The sequence below is a fragment of the Amycolatopsis orientalis genome, from assembly GCF_000943515.2.
GTDB classification, from domain to species: Bacteria; Actinomycetota; Actinomycetes; order Mycobacteriales; family Pseudonocardiaceae; genus Amycolatopsis; species Amycolatopsis orientalis.
Genome location: NZ_CP016174.1, coordinates 5,822,877 through 5,839,704 on the forward strand (window position 1 = coordinate 5,822,877; position 16,828 = coordinate 5,839,704).

15 protein-coding genes are annotated in these 16,828 nt (G+C 68.0%); 8 read left to right on the forward strand and 7 right to left on the reverse strand.

What is annotated here, in order from left to right:
- Positions 1–12: 12 nt before the first annotated feature.
- The 3 genes from SD37_RS25430 to polA form a co-directional block, all read right to left on the reverse strand.
- Positions 13–2,256 (reverse strand): serine/threonine-protein kinase, encoded by a 2,244-nt coding sequence (locus tag SD37_RS25430; protein ID WP_044851120.1) that lies wholly within the window; start codon positions 2,254–2,256, stop codon positions 13–15.
- Complete coding sequence (locus SD37_RS25435; protein ID WP_044851121.1) at positions 2,253–3,857, reverse strand: S1 family peptidase; 1,605 nt, start codon at positions 3,855–3,857, stop codon at positions 2,253–2,255. The genes SD37_RS25430 and SD37_RS25435 overlap by 4 nt, the downstream gene beginning before the upstream one ends.
- 64 nt (positions 3,858–3,921) lie before the next feature.
- A complete protein-coding gene (gene polA, locus SD37_RS25440; RefSeq protein ID WP_044851122.1) occupies positions 3,922–6,663 on the reverse strand; it encodes a DNA polymerase I in 2,742 nt (913 codons plus the stop codon).
- Positions 6,664–6,772: 109 nt separating this feature from the next.
- Here polA and SD37_RS25445 point away from each other — a divergent pair, with 109 nt between their 5' ends.
- A complete protein-coding gene (locus SD37_RS25445) occupies positions 6,773–7,201 on the forward strand; it encodes a PaaI family thioesterase (protein ID WP_037313324.1) in 429 nt (142 codons plus the stop codon).
- Between the two features lie 100 nt (positions 7,202–7,301).
- Positions 7,302–8,270: a LysR family transcriptional regulator gene (locus tag SD37_RS25450; protein ID WP_044851123.1), complete on the forward strand. Its 969-nt coding sequence runs from the start codon at positions 7,302–7,304 to the stop codon at positions 8,268–8,270.
- Here the strand turns inward: SD37_RS25450 and SD37_RS25455 are convergent.
- Entirely contained in the window at positions 8,236–9,051 is an 816-nt protein-coding gene (locus tag SD37_RS25455) for an alpha/beta hydrolase family protein (protein ID WP_044851124.1), read from the reverse strand. The genes SD37_RS25450 and SD37_RS25455 overlap by 35 nt on opposite strands.
- A 485-nt stretch (positions 9,052–9,536) precedes the next feature.
- On the opposite strand from SD37_RS25455, the gene SD37_RS25460 reads away from it, so the two are divergent.
- The 5 genes from SD37_RS25460 to SD37_RS25480 all read left to right on the forward strand — a co-directional run bounded on the left by SD37_RS25460 (position 9,537) and on the right by SD37_RS25480 (position 14,376).
- Positions 9,537–10,691, forward strand: a complete 1,155-nt coding sequence (locus tag SD37_RS25460; RefSeq protein ID WP_044851125.1) for a branched-chain amino acid ABC transporter substrate-binding protein — start codon at positions 9,537–9,539, stop codon at positions 10,689–10,691.
- Positions 10,692–10,804: 113 nt separating this feature from the next.
- Positions 10,805–11,776 carry a branched-chain amino acid ABC transporter permease gene (locus SD37_RS25465; protein WP_044851126.1) on the forward strand — a complete coding sequence of 324 codons (972 nt, stop codon included), beginning with the start codon at positions 10,805–10,807 and terminating at the stop codon, positions 11,774–11,776.
- Positions 11,773–12,903: a branched-chain amino acid ABC transporter permease gene (locus SD37_RS25470; protein WP_044851127.1), complete on the forward strand. Its 1,131-nt coding sequence runs from the start codon at positions 11,773–11,775 to the stop codon at positions 12,901–12,903. Before SD37_RS25465 ends, SD37_RS25470 begins: the two co-directional genes overlap by 4 nt.
- Positions 12,900–13,673, forward strand: a complete 774-nt coding sequence (locus tag SD37_RS25475; RefSeq protein ID WP_044851128.1) for an ABC transporter ATP-binding protein — start codon at positions 12,900–12,902, stop codon at positions 13,671–13,673. Before SD37_RS25470 ends, SD37_RS25475 begins: the two co-directional genes overlap by 4 nt.
- Positions 13,663–14,376, forward strand: a complete 714-nt coding sequence (locus SD37_RS25480) for an ABC transporter ATP-binding protein (protein WP_044851129.1) — start codon at positions 13,663–13,665, stop codon at positions 14,374–14,376. The genes SD37_RS25475 and SD37_RS25480 overlap by 11 nt, the downstream gene beginning before the upstream one ends.
- A gap of 44 nt (positions 14,377–14,420) precedes the next feature.
- Here the strand turns inward: SD37_RS25480 and SD37_RS25485 are convergent, their stop codons facing one another.
- Genes SD37_RS25485 through SD37_RS25495 form a run of 3 tightly spaced genes read right to left on the reverse strand, consistent with a single transcriptional unit; the run spans position 14,421 to position 16,069 of the window.
- Positions 14,421–14,957 (reverse strand): hypothetical protein, encoded by a 537-nt coding sequence (locus SD37_RS25485; RefSeq protein ID WP_052674907.1) that lies wholly within the window; start codon positions 14,955–14,957, stop codon positions 14,421–14,423.
- Positions 14,954–15,547 carry an ATP-binding protein gene (locus SD37_RS25490; protein WP_044851130.1) on the reverse strand — a complete coding sequence of 198 codons (594 nt, stop codon included), beginning with the start codon at positions 15,545–15,547 and terminating at the stop codon, positions 14,954–14,956. Before SD37_RS25490 ends, SD37_RS25485 begins: the two co-directional genes overlap by 4 nt.
- A gap of 42 nt (positions 15,548–15,589) precedes the next feature.
- Positions 15,590–16,069: a MarR family winged helix-turn-helix transcriptional regulator gene (locus tag SD37_RS25495; protein ID WP_145926724.1), complete on the reverse strand. Its 480-nt coding sequence runs from the start codon at positions 16,067–16,069 to the stop codon at positions 15,590–15,592.
- A gap of 82 nt (positions 16,070–16,151) precedes the next feature.
- Between SD37_RS25495 and SD37_RS25500 the strand changes: the two genes are divergently transcribed.
- Positions 16,152–16,793, forward strand: a complete 642-nt coding sequence (locus SD37_RS25500; RefSeq protein WP_044851132.1) for an FMN-dependent NADH-azoreductase — start codon at positions 16,152–16,154, stop codon at positions 16,791–16,793.
- Positions 16,794–16,828: the final 35 nt, after the last annotated feature.

Consider the following 16,828-nt stretch of genomic DNA (forward strand, 5'->3'; position numbering starts at 1 on the left):
CATTCCCCTCTCTCACACCAGGGTCACCGGTCTCACCGAGTTGGCGAGATCGATCAGCACGTCGTGCGGTCCTGGCCCGGGCGCGTGGTGGGCGAGCCGCCGGTACGACTTGTCCAGCACCGTGCGGGCGCCCGTCTCGTCCGCGCGCAGGATCACGCCGTCGGTGATGCCGTCCTGTCCGAGGAGCACCCCCGCCAGCCCGGTCTCCCGCACGGCCGTCACCAGCCGGTCGAAGGCGTCGCCGTCGAGCTCCAAGGCGGACAGCCGCTCCACGGCGTCGTCGAGTTCGGCCGACACCGGAAGGTCCCCGGTGCCCGGCATCGGCGCGGACAGCACCCGCACCCCGGCGATCCGCGCCGCCTCGTCGTAGCGCGAGAATTCCGGGACCTGGTCGAGGATCTCGACCGCGGCGGCGCGGTTGCCCCGCGACAACCGGACCCGCGCGAGCCCGAACGCCGCGCTGACCTGAGTCCGGTCCCGCGCCCACAAGGCGTCGTAGTAGCGCTCCGCTGCGGCAGCGCCGTTGAGGTGCTCCTCGCAGAGGCCGAGCGCGAGTTTCGGCGGCTCCTCGCCGGGGATGTCGCGGTACACGGCGTCGAAGTTCTCCTTGGCCGCGGCGAAATCACCCGCCCCGAGCGCGAGCAGCGCCCGGTGCCACGCCACCCGCCAGTCCTGAGCGGCGCGCTCGCCCAGCAGACGTTCGGCCTCGGCCACCGCCCGCGCGGCTTCGACGATCGCCCCGAGTTCCAGCCGCGCCCGGCACCGGCGGAACTCGACCTCGACCGAACCGGGCACCTTGTCGAGTTTCTTCAGCAGCCGCGCCGCGTCGGGGGCTCGGACAGTGCGCAGGAAGGCTGCCCGCGGGTCGTCCGGATCCTCGCGCGGCACCGGCAGGCCGAGGGCGATCTCCGCGGCCGACGGCCGTTCGCCGAGCGACACGGGCGTCCCCCGCGTCCAGTGCTCCAGCGGTGGCGCCTGGCCGAGTCCCGCGTCGAGCAGTACCGCCCCTTCGGTGAACAGCGTCGATCCGGCGGGCCGGGATTGCCTGTCCCGCAAGGAAAGGATCTCGGCGAGCACGCCGTCGAGCTGGACCAGCATCTCGTGCGCGGTGGCGAACCGCCGGTCGAACGGGGCGGTCGCGCGATCGAGGACGCGGATGAACGATTCGATGCCGAACCGGACGCCGCGCGCGTCGGGGGTGACCGACCAGCCGTCGCTGGCCTGGAAGAGTTCCCGCAGGGTCATGCCGACGGTGTGGATGTCGGACCGGACGGTGAGGCCGTGTTTCGCCCGTTCCCGCGGCGACACCTGGTAGTGCTCGGTTCCGACGGCCGGGCTTTCGTCGTCGGAGATCTTGCGGATGGCGCCGAAATCGATGACCTTGATCCGCTTTTCGCCGTGGATCACGTTGTCCGGCTTCATGTCGCAGTACAGCAGGCCCTCACCGTGCAGGTAGTCGAGCGCGGTCAGGATCTCGCGCCCGTAGGCCACGACGTGCTCGACCAGCAGCCGTCCCTCGCTGGAATCCAGCCCCGCCCGGCCGCGGTTCTTGATCTCCCGCAGGGAAAGGCCGTCGACGAACTCCATGACGATGTAGCGGAAGCCGTCGTGTTCGACCACGTTGAGGATCCGGACGATGTTCGGATGATCCAGCGACGTGAGCACCTGGCTCTCGGTCTCCGCGATCCGCACGGCGGCGGTGTTGTTCGTGTTGATCAGGCCCTTGAGCGCGACGTGCCTGCCACCGAGCCGCGAATCCGTTGCCAGGTAGACGAAACCGAGTCCGCCGCGCGCGACGCAGCCGAGCACGTGGTACCGGCCGTCGACCACGTCGCCCGCCGCGAGCTTGGGAGAGAAGGAGAACGGTGTCCGGCAGACCGGGCAGAACCCCTCGGTGGGCGCGGGCCCGCCGCCGATCGAGCGGCCGACCGGAGTACCGGTGCACCCGAGCTTGCCGCAGAACCGTTCCTCTTCCGGGACATGCGGTCCGGTCAGCAGACGGCCCGCGAGGTCGGGGAGTTCGACGAGCGGCAGCGGGACACGGTCGTCCGCGGTCGCGTGGCCGGCCATCTGCTGGGAGCGGGTCACCACGGTGCTCGTGATCCTGGTCGGCGTCTCCCCCGGCCCGGGGATCACCAACGTGGGTCTGTCCTGCCGCACGGGCTCTTCCGGTGTTCCGGGCCGCAGCCCGCAGACCTTGCAGAAACCCGTCTTGCCGAGTTCGCCATGGCAGCCGTCCCGGGCACAGGCCGTCATCCGTCGATCCGTTTCCGTACGATGTTCGCGAACTGCTCGACCGCGTCCGCCGCGGCCCCGAGGTCGCAGGGTCCTTCGAAGAGCATCCGCCAGGCCGGTGCGTAGGCGGCGTCCAGTTCGACGTCCTCGACGAGGCCGTTGTTACGGGCCATCTCGCCGTACGCGTCGAGCCGGGCGCGAAGTTCCGCGCGCCGGGCGAGGTTCTCGTCGAGGAGACGGCGCAGGTCGCGGGCGCGTTCCACGGCCCTGGCCACGGTCCGCTCGCAGGCGGGCAGATGCCGTTTCACCCACTCGGCCTCCCCGTCCCGCTCCGCCGAACGCAATTGCGTCACCGCGCCTTTCAACCGCCGCACTCTGGCTTGGGCGTCCGGGGCGCCGGTGAAGCGAGGGGCGTCGTTCAGATTGTCCTTCTCCAGCTTGTCGAGTTCGGCCAGCCGCGTCTCCAGCAGGCTCAGGCGGCCCTCGATGTCGTCCTCGTCGGCGGGCAGGACGTCGGTGCTCGACCGGACCACGTTCACCCCCGGCGAGGTCTCCTCGCGGAAGGCCAGCGCGAGCCGCAGACCGAGTTCGTGCGCGCGCTGGGCCAGGGGCACGAGCACCTCGCCGACGAGCTCGTCGGGTTCGGCCGACTCGTCGATCCCGTAGACGACGACCGTCCGGCCGGTCCCGTGACGGCCGGCGGGCGAATCCGCCGCGACGTCGAGCCGTTCGGAGATGCGGCGGCGGACCTCGTCGGCGGTCTTGCCGACCGCGTCGACGGCGAGGACGACACTGCCCACCGGCGGCACCGTGGGCCCGGCCGCGCTCCGGCCCGCGCCGTGTTCGCGGTCGGCGAGGACGACCGCGCGGCGCAAGGAGGCCGCGACGCCGGAATCGTCCGCGCCCATGATGATCACCCAGACGTCCGACCGGCCGTGCCCGCCGAGCCACTGGGCGAACTCGCGGGCGAACAGCACGTCGATCGCGGGCGGTTCCGGGTACCGCACGAAACTCGGGTCGATCGCCGGGCTGCCCTCGGCCCAGCGGCGGAGTTCCGGCAGGTACCCGAGCATGGTCTCGACCGGGATCATCCAGGAGACGCGGGCGGCCTCGGTCGCGTACCGGGTCGCGACCATGCCGACGACGTGCCCGGTCTTGTCGGCGATCACCGCGGCGCCGCTGAACCCGTGCGTGATCGGCTCGGCGTCGGAGGTCCGGTGCAGCTGGACGCGTTCGAGGCCGTGCCCGCCGTCGCCGACGACGGTCGCCAACGACCACATGCCGTCCGAACCTTGCGGGAAGCCGTATGCACGGACGCGCTGGTTGTCTTCGAGGGCCGTCCGGTGGAGCGGGGCGCCGGTGATCTGTTCCTCGGGGTGACGCAAGCGGAGCAATGCGACGTCGCCGCCGTCGTCACCGATGGGTGCCGCCTGCGCGACGATCGTGGCGGATCCGGGCTCCACCCCGGGAATCGCCACGAAATCCACGATGACTTCGTCGTGGCCTTCGATCACGTGAGCGCAGGTGAGGAGGTGCTCCCCGTCGAGCATGGTCCCGGCACCCAGGATCCGCCCACGGTGATCGCGCAACCGCACCCGCCAGCGTCTTCGCTCGGAACCCACCCGTAAGACCCTACCGATCGTGAGTGGTAATGACGGTTCTAACCGTCATTACCACTCACGAGGCCTAATGCGCGGCGTCGTTCCAGGACCGCCCGTAGCCGACGGACACCTCGAGCGGGACGGCCAGTTCGTAGGCGGAGCCCATTCCCTGACGCACCAACGCTTCCAGCTGCTCGCGCTCACCTTCGGCGACTTCGAGGACGAGTTCGTCGTGGACCTGCAGCAATACGCGGCTCTTCAGCTTCGCCTCGGTCAGCGCACGATGCACATTCAGCATGGCGACCTTGATGATGTCGGCCGCGCTGCCCTGAATGGGTGCGTTGAGCGCCATCCGCTCCGCCATTTCCCGGCGCTGGCGATTGTCGCTGTTGAGATCCGGCAAATAGCGGCGGCGACCGAAGATCGTTTCCGTGTAACCGACCTTCGCCGCGTCGCCGACCACCGAATGGAGGTAATCGCGCACGCCGCCGAACCGGGAGAAGTACGCCTCCATCTGTTCCTTGGCTTCTTCGGTCGAGATCCGCAGCTGCTGCGAAAGCCCGTACGCCGACAACCCGTACGCCAGGCCGTACGACATCGCCTTGACCCGGAAGCGCAGCTCCGGCGTGATCTCCTCCGGCGGCAGCGAGAACGCGCGCGACGCCACGAAGGTGTGCAGGTCCTCGCCGCTGTTGAAGGCCTGGATCAGTCCTTCGTCCTGCGAGAGATGCGCCATGATCCGCATTTCGATCTGGCTGTAGTCCGCCGTCATCAGCTCGGCGTATCCGTCGCCGACGACGAACGCGTCGCGGATGCGGCGGCCTTCCTCGGTGCGGATCGGGATGTTCTGCAGGTTCGGGTCGATCGAGGAGAGCCGTCCGGTGGCGGCGATCGTCTGCAGCAGCGTGGTGTGGATGCGGCCGTCGTCGGCGACCGCCTTGATCAGGCCCTCGACCGTGGTGCGCAGTCGGGTAGCGTCCCGGTGCTCCAGCAGATGCTGCAGGAACGGGTGCTCGGTCTTCTCGAACAGGCTCTGCAGCGCCTCGGCGTCGGTGGTGTAGCCGGTCTTGGTGCGCTTGGTCTTCGGCATGCCGAGTTCGTCGAACAGGATCACCTGCAGCTGCTTCGGCGAACCGAGGTTGACCTGCTTGCCGATGACCGCGTACGCCTCGTCCGCGGCCTGGGTGACCCGGCTGAGGTAGTGCGCTTCCAGATCCGTCAGATGCTCGATGTCGACGGCGATCCCCGCCGCTTCGAGACCGGTGATCACCTGCAGGAGCGGCAGTTCCAGCTCGACGAGCAGCTGCGCGCCGCCGAGTTCCTCCAGCTCCTTGGTCAGCGCGCCCGCCAGTTCGGCGACCGCGCGGGCCTTGACCAGCTCGGCCTGGATCTCCTTCTGCTCCATGTCCTCGGCGCCACCGTCGAGCAGCGACAGCTGCCCGTCGCCGGTGTCGGCCTCGGAGCGCAGCTCGCGGTGCAGGTAACGCAGGACCAGGTCGTCGAGTTCGAAGGTGCGCTGGCCGGGCCGGACCAAGTAGGCCGCGAGCGCCGTGTCCATGACGAGCCCCGCGAACGCCCAGCCGCGCGCGCGGACGGCGTGCAACGGGACCTTGAGCTCGTGGCCGATCTTCTGGACCTTCTCGTCGGCGAGCCAGGCGGTGAGCGCCTTGTCGTCCTCGGCGTCCATCGCGGTGACGTCGACATACGCGCCCTCGCCGTCCGGCGCCGCGAAGGTGATGGCCTTCAGGTCGGAGCGGACCGAGGCACCGGTGGTGCGGAACGCCAGGCCGACCGGCGCGTCCTGGCCGGTGTGCGCGGCAAGCCAGGCGGTGAGCCCGCCCGGGGCGAGCTTCGCGCCGCTGACCTCGAAGCCCTCTTCGGCCTCGGGCTCGGCGCTCTGCAGGGTCGCGAAGAGGCGATCACGCAGGACACGGAACTCGAGTTCGTCGAACAGCGCGTGGACGGCCTCGCGGTCCCAGGGCCGCAGTTCGAGACCGGACGGGCCGAGTTCCAGCTCGACGTCGCGGATCAGCTCGGTGAGCTGGCGGTTCAGCATCACCGCGCCGAGGTGCTCGCGCAGCGCGTCGCCCACCTTGCCCTTGACCTCGTCGACCCGGTCGATCAGCTCGTTGAAGGAGCCGAACTGCCTGATCCACTTCGCGGCCGTCTTCTCACCGACGCCGGGGATGCTGGGCAGGTTGTCCGAGGGGTCGCCACGCAGGGCGGCGAAGTCCGGGTACTGCGCCGGGGTGAGGCCGTACTTCTCCTCGACCGCCTCCGGGGTGAACCGGGTCATCTCCGAGACCCCGCGCTTCGGGTACAGCACGGTGACGTGCTCGGTCACCAGCTGGAGCGCGTCACGGTCACCCGTACAGATGAGGACGTCGAAGCCTTCGGCGGTCGCCTGTGTCGTGAGCGTGGCGATGATGTCGTCGGCTTCGTAGTTCTCTTTGGTCAGCGCCGGGATCCCGAGGACCTTCAGCACGTCCTCGACCAGCCCGACCTGGCCCTTGAACTCGTCCGGGGTGCTGCTGCGGTTGGCCTTGTACTCCGCGAACGTCTCCGAGCGGAACGTCTTGCGGGAGAGGTCGAACGCCACCGCGAGGTGGGTGGGCGCCTCGTCGCGCAGCAGGTTGATGAGCATCGAGGTGAACCCGAACACCGCGTTCGTCGTCTGCCCTGTCTTGGTCTTGAAGTTCTCCGCGGGCAGCGCGAAGAACGCGCGATACGCCATCGAATGGCCGTCGATCAGCAGCAGTTTGGGCCGCTCGGCCTGTGCGGTGGCGGGTGTGGCGTTGGCAACGGTCGTGTTCTCACTCGGGCTCACGAGAGCGAGTCTAGGGTGAGGGTCCGACAGTCCTGCCTGTCGTGTCTGTTGCGGCCTGTCGGCGGGACGCGATCATGGTCGCGGGAACATGAATGTTAAGGAGCTTTGCGTGACCGAACAAGCCCTCGAATCCTTCGCCGGGATCGACCCGGCCTTCGCCGGCCAGCAGCTCAACGACAAGCTCGGGCTCGAAATCAGCGAATTCAGCCCCGAACGAGTGGTGGGCAGCATCCCGGTAGAGGGCAACCTCCAGCCGTACGGCCTCCTCCACGGCGGCGCGAACGCCGTCGTCGCCGAGGCGCTCGGCTCCATGGTCGCCGCGCTCAACGCCGGCACCGACAAGGCGACGATGGGTCTCGAACTCTCGTGCACCCACCACCGGGCGGTCCGCTCCGGCCGGGTGACCGGCGTGGCGACCCCGGTGCACGTCGGCCGCGGGACCATCACCGCGGAGATCGTCCTGACCGACGACCAGGGCCGTCGTTCGTGCACCGCGCGGCTGACCTGCGTCGTACGGGAGCGGCCGCCGGGCGTCTGAGCCCGGGGACAAGTCGGTCAAGTCTCGTGAGTGGTAATGACGGTTCTAACCGTCATTCCCACTCACGAGGGCCCCTTCACGACACCGGACGGGAGCAGGCGTGGACCTCGACACGGCACAGGTGCGCGCGTTCGTCGCGACCGCCGACCACGGCCATTTCGGTCGCGCGGCCGAATCCCTGTTCCTCACCCAGCAAGCGCTGTCGAAGCGGGTCCGGAAACTCGAGGACGCCCTGTCGGTCCAGTTGTTCCGGCGCACCAACCGCTCCGTCGAGCTGACCCCCGACGGCGACCGCTTCCTCCCGCACGCGCGCGAGCTGATCCGCGCCGCGGACGCCGCCGTCGCCGCGATGGGCCTGCGAGACCGCCCTCCGCGCCTCGACATCATCGACCCGCGCCTCGCCCCCATGTACATGCTCAGGCGCGTCGCCCAGCGCGATCCCGCCCTCGCGGTCGAGCGGATCGCCGGGCACGGGCTGGCCAACGCGCTCGATCCGCTGGTCCGCGGCGAGATCGACCTCGCGTTCGGCCGCGTCGCGGACCTCGGCCGCGAAGTGCCCGCCGAACTCGAGCACCGGCTCGTCCGGCTCGAACCGCTGGTCGCCCTCCTCGCCCCGGAACATCCGCTCGCGGACAATGAGGTGCTCAAGCTGTCCGACCTCCGGGACGAAGGTATCTGGCTTCCGCAATTGGCGGGTCCGGTCGAATGGCTTTCTTATTTGCAACGCCTATGCAAGGAATTCGACGTCCCGATCGATGATTCGGGTGTCACCTACGACCTCCGGCACACCCTGGAACAGACCCGTTACGGCAAACTGCGGGTCACCCTCGCCGGTGCCGACATGGACCTCGCCTCCGATCTCAAGCTGCGAATCCTGCCTTTCGAGCCCTCACCGCTGTTCCCGTGGTCAGTGGTGTGGCGGCGCGGCGAGGGCCCGGCCGTGAAGCGCCTGCTGGCGCTCGTGGGCCGGACCAGCCACGAAGAGGGTTGGTGCGCCTACGATCCCGGGCGGTCTTGGCTGCCGGACGACGACCTCAGACAGCTAGGTGCCGGGCGAACCAGCGCGTGAGTTCGGCGTCGACGAGCTTGGCGTGCGCGGTCTGCGGCGCGGGTTCGATTCCCGGCGCTTCGGCGAATTCGTGCGCCATGCCCGGGATGGTGACCAGCTCGGATCGCCGCTCCCCCAGCGCCTTGTGCAGGGCTTCGGCCGGTTCGGTGATCGAGACGTCGTCCTTCTCGCCGATGACGAGCAGGACCGGCGCGGTCAGTTCCTCCGCCCGCCGCACGTAGTCGTACTCGTCCGCCACCGCGCGCGACCGGTCCGACCAGTGGTAGGTGACGTCGTAGACCCGCTCGTTCGCGGCGATCACCGGCGCCAGCTGGGTCACCGGGTTCACCAGCGCCGCCGCCGCGACCGGGAGCTCGGCGTGGGTCAGCATCTGCAGGGCGACCGCACCGCCCTGCGAGCCGCCGACCAGGCCGATCGGACCGTCCTCAATGGACAAAAGTGACCGCAGCTCCGCCAGCGCCGCCGGGAACTCCGCCTCGACCTGTTTGGTGAGCGGTTCGACGACGTTGAGCACGTTGTCCTCGCTCGCGAGGCGGAAGAAGCCCTCGAAACCGCCTTCGGGGAAGCGTTTCCCGGTCAGTGGCAACCCGAGGTGCACGCGCCACGCCGGCAGGTCCCGCATCGGCAGCGCCGCCGCCATGGCCGCCTCGCTGAACGGCGCGCCCAGCAGATGCCAGGTGAGCACCATCGGCGCCGTCCGCTCGTGCTCCGACGGGGGCAAGGCCACGAACGGGACTCCCGCCGCCACGCCTTCGATCGCTCCGCTCAGTTCGACGCTCATCGTCGTTTCTCCCAGTTCTTCGGTGTTTCCCGGCTCTGGGAACAGCCAACCGCGAGACCGGGGCGGTGCTCCAACAGCCGTTCGGACCCCGATGACAACCATCGGTTGTCATCGGTTGTCATCGAGACAAGGAGAAGGAGGGCACGGTTGACGCCCTTTGGGGCAGCCTTGCTACGGCGAACGGCCGCCCACGAAGGTGGTGAAAAAGCGCAAGATACGCGGCTGAAACATGATCATTACCCACAAGCATGATCGCTGTGGTAACGGTGAATCCCCAGCGTGACCAGCGAAGACTCGCCAACCGGCAACATTCGCCTTTTCGTGCAATTCGTTCCGGTTTCGACCGTCACGATGTGGACACAGAGTGATGGGCGCCTGTGCAGATCATGGCGTAGGGGGATATCTTCCTGCCCTAACCTAGCCCCTGTGTCGGGGGCAACGCCTACCGGCGGCTGGTTGGTCATGGGAGGTAGTCGGTGTCAGGAGTGCGTTTTGGACGGGTTCTCGCCGTCGCGGCGGCTGCGTCGCTGGCGCTGGCGGGCTGTGCAGGCGGCAGCAGCTCGTCCGGCAGCGGTGACAGCAGCACGCTGAAGATCGGGTTCATGGGTGACCTCACCGGTGAGAACTCCGGGATCGTGATCCCGCCCCGCAACGGCGCCAAGCTCGCTATCGACGAGTACAACAAGACGAACCCGGCGACGAAGCTGGAACTCAAGGAATACGACAGCCAGGGCAAGCCCGAGCAGGCGACGTCGCTGATCGCGACGGCCGTCGGCCAGGACAAGATCACCGCCCTGATCGGCCCGGCCTTCTCCGGCGAGTCGAAGGCCATCGGTGGTCAGCTGGAGCAGAACAAGATCCCGAGCGTCTCGCCGTCGGCGACGAACCCGGGTCTCGCCTCGAACGGCTGGAAGTACTGGCACCGCGTCGTCGCGAACGACAACGACCAGGGTCCGGCCATCGCCAACTTCTTGATCACGGCGAAGTCGCCGAAGAAGGCCTACGTCATCTCGGACGACCAGGAATACAGCGTCGGCCTGGCGGACGCCTTCGAGAAGACCTTCAAGGAGAAGAACGTCCCGACCGAGCGCGACAAGTTCGCCAAGGACGCGTCGGACTACTCCTCGACCGTGCAGAAGGTCAAGGCCGCGAACCCGGACGTCATCACCTTCGGTGGCTACTACGCCCAGGGTGGTCGTCTGCTCAAGCAGCTGCGTGACGGCGGCGTGACCGCCACCTTCGCCACCGGCGACGGCTCGCTCGACGCTCAGCTGGTCAGCGGCGCCGGCGCCGCTGCCGCCGAGAAGGCCGTCATCGGCTGCCCCTGCAACATCAAGGACGCCGGATCCGGCGACGAGTTCGTGACCAAGTACAAGGCCGCGTTCAACGTCGACCCGGCGATCTACGCGACCGAGGGCTACGACGCCGCGACCGCCATCATCAACGCGGTCAAGGCCGGTAACACCACCTCGGAGAAGATCAACGAGTTCCTGAAGACCGTTGACTTCAAGGGTGCCTCGAAGCAGGTCAAGTTCAAGGAGAACGGCGAGCCGCAGACGAACGCGATCTACGTCTACCAGGTCACCGGTGGCGTCATCAAGAACCTCGGCGCCTCGACCGAAGCCAAGCTCAACGGCTGACGGAGCAGGTAGGAACACCTAACGGGAGCGGGGGCGCTGTGCGAGCACAGCACCCCCGCTTCCCGCAAATGTGGCGAAGAAATGCTCGCCCCGTCCCGTAAGGCATCCACGTCATGCTTCAAGATCTGCAAGCCCAGTTCCTCGGTAGCACCATCGGCGGACTGGTCGCCGGAAGCATCTACGCCCTCATCGCCCTCGGCTACACAATGGTCTACGGCGTGCTCCGGCTCATCAACTTCGCACATTCCGAGATCTTCATGATCGGGACGGTCACGTCCCTGTTCATCCTGATCACCATCGCGGGCGGCACCGCGCCGATCACGCTCGGCGTATTCGGGATGATCGCCGTATTGCTGGTCATCATCATCGCCTCGGCGGCCGTGTCCGGCGGCGCGGCGGTCCTGCTGGAGCAAGTGGCGTACCGGCCGCTCCGCAAGAAGGGCGCGACCCGCCTGGCCGCCCTGATCTCCGCCATCGGCGCCTCGCTGTTCCTGCAGGAGGCGTTCGGTCTCCACATCATCGAGTGGATCACCGGGAAGTCCGGCCGCGTGCAACAGAACGCGCCCCGGTTCATCCCGCACGACCCGCTGTTCCACATCGGCAACGGCGTCGTGCGCACGGACCACGTGTTCGTCGTCGTCGGTGCCGTGATCATGATGATCGTGCTCGACCAGCTGGTCAGCCGCACCCGCATCGGCCGCGGTATCCGTGCCACGGCGCAGGATCCCGAGGCCGCCGTGCTGATGGGTGTCAGCATCGACAAGATCGTCCGGCTCACCTTCCTGCTCGGTGGCGCGATGGCCGGTGTCGCCGCGGCGCTGTACGTCATGGAGTACGAGAACACCGATTACCGCATCGGTTTCCTCCTCGGTATCAAGGCGTTCACCGCGGCCGTGCTGGGAGGTATCGGCAACCTGCGCGGCGCCTTGCTCGGTGGCATCGTGCTCGGCCTGGTGGAGAACTGGAGTTCCATCTTCTTCGGTTCGGCTTGGAAGGACGTCACCGCCTTCGTGGTATTGGTGCTGGTCTTGATGTTCCGTCCCACCGGCATTCTCGGTGAATCGCTGCAGCGGGCACGCGCATGAAGGGCAACGAAGAAGTGGCTACAGAAAACGGAACGCCCACGCGCGCCGGGTTTCACCCGATCGACGGGATGCGGGACTGGTGGGCGCGGGCTCCGCATTGGCAGCGTTATGGCGTTTACCTCGCCCTGATCATCGGGGCGCTGATCCTGCCGGCGCCCGCGATCGGCTCGTTCATGTCCCCGGACGCGGACTGGACCACCGTCCTGATCTTCCCGGTCGGGATCTACATCCTGCTGGCGATCGGCCTCAACATCGTCGTCGGTCACGCGGGCATGCTCGACCTCGGCTTCGTCGCGTTCTTCGCGATCGGCGCGTACACGCTGGCCGTGATGGGCACCAAGTACGGCTGGGGATTCTGGGGATGTCTGGTCCTCGGCATCTTCCTGGCGGCGATGTCGGGCGTCATCCTCGGCGCGCCGACACTCCGGCTACGCGGTGACTACCTGGCCATCGTCACGCTCGGCTTCGGTGAGATCGTCCGGATCACCGCGACCAACACCGACGCCATCGGTGGCGCGCGCGGTATCACCAACGTCCCGCACCCGGAGCCGATGTTCGGTGTCGAGTTCCTGCTCGACCCGGCGCCGTACTACTACCTGATCCTGGCCGCGATCGTGATCGCGATCGTGTTCTCGGTGCGGCTGCACAAGAGCCGGGTCGGCCGGGCGTGGGCGGCCATCCGCGAGGACGAGGACGCCGCCGAGCTGATGGGTGTCCCGACGTTCAAGTTCAAGCTGCTGGCGTTCGCCATCGGCGCCATGCTCGGCGGGATGGCGGGCGTGGTCTACGCCAGCAAGGCCGTCTTCATCGAGCCGAACAACTTCCCGTTCATCCTGTCCGCGACCATCCTCGCGGCCGTGGTGCTCGGCGGGGCGGGCAACCTGCCCGGTGTCATCCTCGGCGCGTTCCTCGTCGCCTGGCTCCCGGAGCGTTTCCGCGTCGTGCAGGAGTACCGGATCCTGTTCTTCGGTGCCGTGCTCGTGCTGATGATGGCGCTCCGGCCTGAGGGCTTGCTGCCGTCGCGGCAGCGCAAGGCGGAACTACACGAAGGAACGGGCGGGATGGGTGCCATGGGCGCCGAAGTCGCGGGTCCGGATTCCGAGGCTTCGGCGGAGGTGACGAAATGAGCGCGCTGCTCGAATTCGACAACGTGACGATGCGCTTCGGCGGTGTCACGGCGTTGAAGGAAGTCAACCTCACCATCAACCAGGGTGAGATCTTCGCGCTGATCGGCCCGAACGGCGCGGGCAAGACCACGGTCTTCAACGTGGTCACCGGCGTCTACCGGCCGACCGAAGGCCAGGTGCGCTTCGGCGACACCCGGGTCGACGGGATGAAGCGGTTCAAGATCAACCAGGCCGGGATCGCCCGGACGTTCCAGAACATCCGGCTGTTCCACAACATGTCGGCGCTCGAGAACGTGATGGTCGGTGCCGACTCGCACCACAAGACCGGCGCGATCTCGGCGACGCTCGGCCTGCCCGTGCACCGCAAGGAGGAGAAGCGGGGCCGCGAACTGGCGAGGGAACTGCTGGACTTCGTCGGCATCGGCCGGGTCGAGCACAACACCGCGAAGAACCTCTCCTACGGCGACCAGCGCCGCCTGGAGATCGCGCGTGCGCTCGCGACCGACCCGAAGCTGCTGCTGCTCGACGAGCCCGCCGCCGGCATGAACCCGGCGGAGAAGAACTCGCTGCAGCAGCTGATCCGCAAGATCCGTGACGACGGCCGGACCGTGCTGCTCATCGAGCACGACATGAGCCTGGTCATGCACATCAGCGACCGGCTCGCCGTGCTCGACTTCGGCCAGAAGATCGCAGAAGGGCTCCCCCACGAGGTGCAGAACAACCAAAAGGTGATCGAGGCTTACCTGGGGGTGGCGGAAGATGCTTCTTGAGGTTCAGGACATCAACGTCCACTACGGGAAGATCGCCGCGCTCAAGGGAATGAGCATCGAGGTCGGTGAGGGCGAGATCGTTTCGCTCATCGGGGCCAACGGCGCCGGCAAGACCACGACGCTGAAGACGATCTCGGGCCTGCGTCCGCTGACCAGCGGCCGGATCCTCTTCGACGGCAAGGACATCTCGAAGACACCCGGCCACAAACGGGTCGAACTCGGGATCGGCCAGTCACCGGAAGGCCGGGGCGTTTTCCCCGGTATGACGGTGCAGGAGAACCTCCTGATGGGTGCCTACACCCGCAAGGACGACCTGAAGGCCGACCTCGACGAGGTCTACGAGCTGTTCCCGCGGCTGAACGAGCGCAAGACCCAGTTCGGCGGCACGATGTCCGGTGGCGAGCAGCAGATGATCGCCATCGGCCGCGCGCTGATGACCAAGCCCAAGGTGCTGCTGCTCGACGAGCCGTCCATGGGCCTGGCGCCGATGCTGATCGCGCAGATCTTCGACATCATCCGCGAGATCAACAAGCGCGGGACCACGGTCCTGCTGGTGGAGCAGAACGCGCAGCAGGCGCTGAAGCTCTCCGACCGCGCGTACGTGCTGGAGACCGGTCAGGTGGTCAAGAGCGCCCGCGGTGCCGAGCTGCTGGACGACCCGCAGGTGCGGGCCGCCTACCTCGGTGGTGATCTGGGCGTCTGACGCCTTTCGAAAAGGGCCCCGTCGCTTTCGCGGCGGGGCCCTTTTCATGCCAGCTTGATGTCGGTGCCGGTGAGGTTCTTCATGTCGGTCAGCGTCGGACCGCCGAAAGCCCGCAGCAGCACGGGTTTCGCCTCCTTGGGAAGGTCGAAGTAGAGATCGAACTCGACCCGTACCCCGCGCCCCAGCTCGAACTTGTCCGGCTGGCGCTTGATCGTCATGGCCTGGTTGTCGACCCCGATCACCGCGCCGGAATCGGTGACGAGCTGCTGGCGCCGCGTGTCGAAGAGGATCCCGGAGAGGCCCTTTCCCGTCACCACCAGCCGGAGCCGGACGAACTGTCCCTTCGCCTCGAACTCGGCGTGGCTGCCGGTGAGGCTGGGCAGTCCGGCGGCCAGCCCGATGAGGGAGAACTCGGTCTCCCCGTTGAGCGCCGGCGGCAGGTGCAGCGCGGTCTCGTCCGGCCGGACCTCGCGGGCGGGCAGGTCGTAGACGGCTTTCGACGGCGCCGCCTGGGGTTCGCCACCGGAGCAGCCGGACAGCAGGAGGAGCGCCGCCGCGGCCACCGTCACGCACTTTCTCATCGGACGACCTCCACGCTCAGGTGCAGCCAGCCGTCGACGTCCGGCAGCCGCGCCGGGCCGACTTCCGCGCCGGGCAGGAACCGCACGGTCGTCCCGGTCGTGCCGTCGTCCGCGATCGGGGTCAGATCGGTGACCGGGACGCCGCGTTCGTAACGCTGGGTCCAGGAGCCGTTGCTCCGCCGGTTGGTGTGCACGAGCCAGTCGCTCAGCGCGGCCACAACCGATATCCCGCGCCGCGGATGGCCGTCCGGGAGCCATTGCGCGTCGGGGAAGTCGAAGAAGCGCAGATCCTTCGTCGACATGACCGGCTTCTTCACGAAGCCGCCGTGCCCGTCGTCCCGGGTGGCGGTGCCCCGGCCGTTGTCCGCCACGGAGATCGACCCGTCGGGATGGAGCGTGACGGTGGCGCGCTCGCCCCCGTTGCTTTCGGCTTCTTCCGCCGCATAAGCGAGTACTTCGAGGACGAGGTGTGCGACCCCGCCGGGAGCGAACTCCCCCGGTTTCCGGCGGATCCGCGCCAAATGGTCGGCATCGACGGAAGTGGCCCAGTAGTGCGTGGTGCTGCGCCACCCGGCGCCCGTGTCACTCACCCTGACATTCTGACTGGTCGGCGGCCACTTGTGCGGCAGATCTCAGCAGTCGTCGGCGTGGGAGGCTTCGAGACACGCACCGCGCTCGGTCCGGCTGGTCGCCTGGTGCAGCAGGGCGTACAGCGTCTCGCGCTGATCGTGGTCCAGTGCGCCGAGCACCTCGTCCTCGACGCCGGCGAGCGCGAATTCCGCCTTCACGAGTTGCTTCGCGCCGACGTCGGTGAGTTCGACGATGTGCCGCCGCCGGTCCTCGGGCGAGCGGCGGCGCTCGACGAGGTTCGCCGCTTCGAGGTCGTTGAGCAGACCGACGATGTTCGTGCCGTCCATCTCCAGCGTCTTCGCCAGTTGTTGCTGCGAGCAGCCGTGGAAGTCGCGCAACACGGTCAGCGCGACGAGATGCCGTGGGCGCAGGCCGAGCGGCGCCAGGACGGATTCGCTGCGCAGCCGGATCCGGCGGGTGACGTGGTCGAGCAGCGCGCCGCAGCGATGCGGGGGCTGGTTGACGACCGGGAGCTCGGGCACCCGTCGAGTGTACGTTCCGCCCAATGGACCCCGCAGCATCAATGGTTTGCGTTACACAAATGATCCATGCAAGATAATAGGCATGACGCATCTCCTGCACATCGACTCGAGCATCACGGGCGAGAACTCGACCAGCCGCCGTCTCACCGCACGGGCCGCCGCGGCCTGGCGCGCCGCGCATCCGGAAGGCACCGTCACCTACCGCGACCTGGGCGCCGACCCGCTGCCTCATTTCGACGCGGTGGGCAACGTGGCCAGGTTGACCCCGCCGGATCAGCACACGCCGGAACAGGCCGAGAGGTGGCGGCTCTTCACGGAACTGGTCGGCGAGGTGAAGTCGGCCGACACCATCCTGCTGGGCCTGCCGCTGTACAACTTCGGCCCGCCGAGCACGGTCAAAGCCTGGGTGGACCACCTCATCGTGCCGGGGCTGTCCTTCGATCCGCAGACCAAACAGGGCCTGCTCGGCGGCCGTGACTTCATCGTCCTGGCCTCACGCGGTGGCGGTTATGGCGAAGGCACCCCTCGCGCGGGCTGGGATCACGCGGAATCGTGGATCCCGCACGGCGTGGCCTTGACCGGCCTCGAACCGCGGGTCGTCATCGCCGAGCTGACCATGGCGAAGGTCAACCCGGCGATGGCGGACCTGATCCCGCTGGCCGACGCCAGCCAGGCCGAGGCCGAACGCGCCATCGACGCCTTGTGGACTCCCGTCGCCGCCTGACTCGTGAGTGGTAATGACGGTTCTAACCGTCATTA

What these genes read in the sequence shown, in the direction of transcription:
- SD37_RS25430 (WP_044851120.1), bottom strand. Translation starts at nt 2,256, where the DNA reads ATGACGGCCTGTGCCCGGGACGGCTGCCATGGCGAACTCGGCAAGACG.
- SD37_RS25455 (WP_044851124.1), bottom strand. Translation starts at nt 9,051, where the DNA reads ATGAGCGTCGAACTGAGCGGAGCGATCGAAGGCGTGGCGGCGGGAGTC.
- SD37_RS25465 (WP_044851126.1), top strand. Translation starts at nt 10,805, where the DNA reads ATGCTTCAAGATCTGCAAGCCCAGTTCCTCGGTAGCACCATCGGCGGA.
- SD37_RS25470 (WP_044851127.1), top strand. Translation starts at nt 11,773, where the DNA reads ATGAAGGGCAACGAAGAAGTGGCTACAGAAAACGGAACGCCCACGCGC.
- SD37_RS25475 (WP_044851128.1), top strand. Translation starts at nt 12,900, where the DNA reads ATGAGCGCGCTGCTCGAATTCGACAACGTGACGATGCGCTTCGGCGGT.
- SD37_RS25480 (WP_044851129.1), top strand. Translation starts at nt 13,663, where the DNA reads ATGCTTCTTGAGGTTCAGGACATCAACGTCCACTACGGGAAGATCGCC.
- SD37_RS25485 (WP_052674907.1), bottom strand. Translation starts at nt 14,957, where the DNA reads ATGAGAAAGTGCGTGACGGTGGCCGCGGCGGCGCTCCTCCTGCTGTCC.
- SD37_RS25500 (WP_044851132.1), top strand. Translation starts at nt 16,152, where the DNA reads ATGACGCATCTCCTGCACATCGACTCGAGCATCACGGGCGAGAACTCG.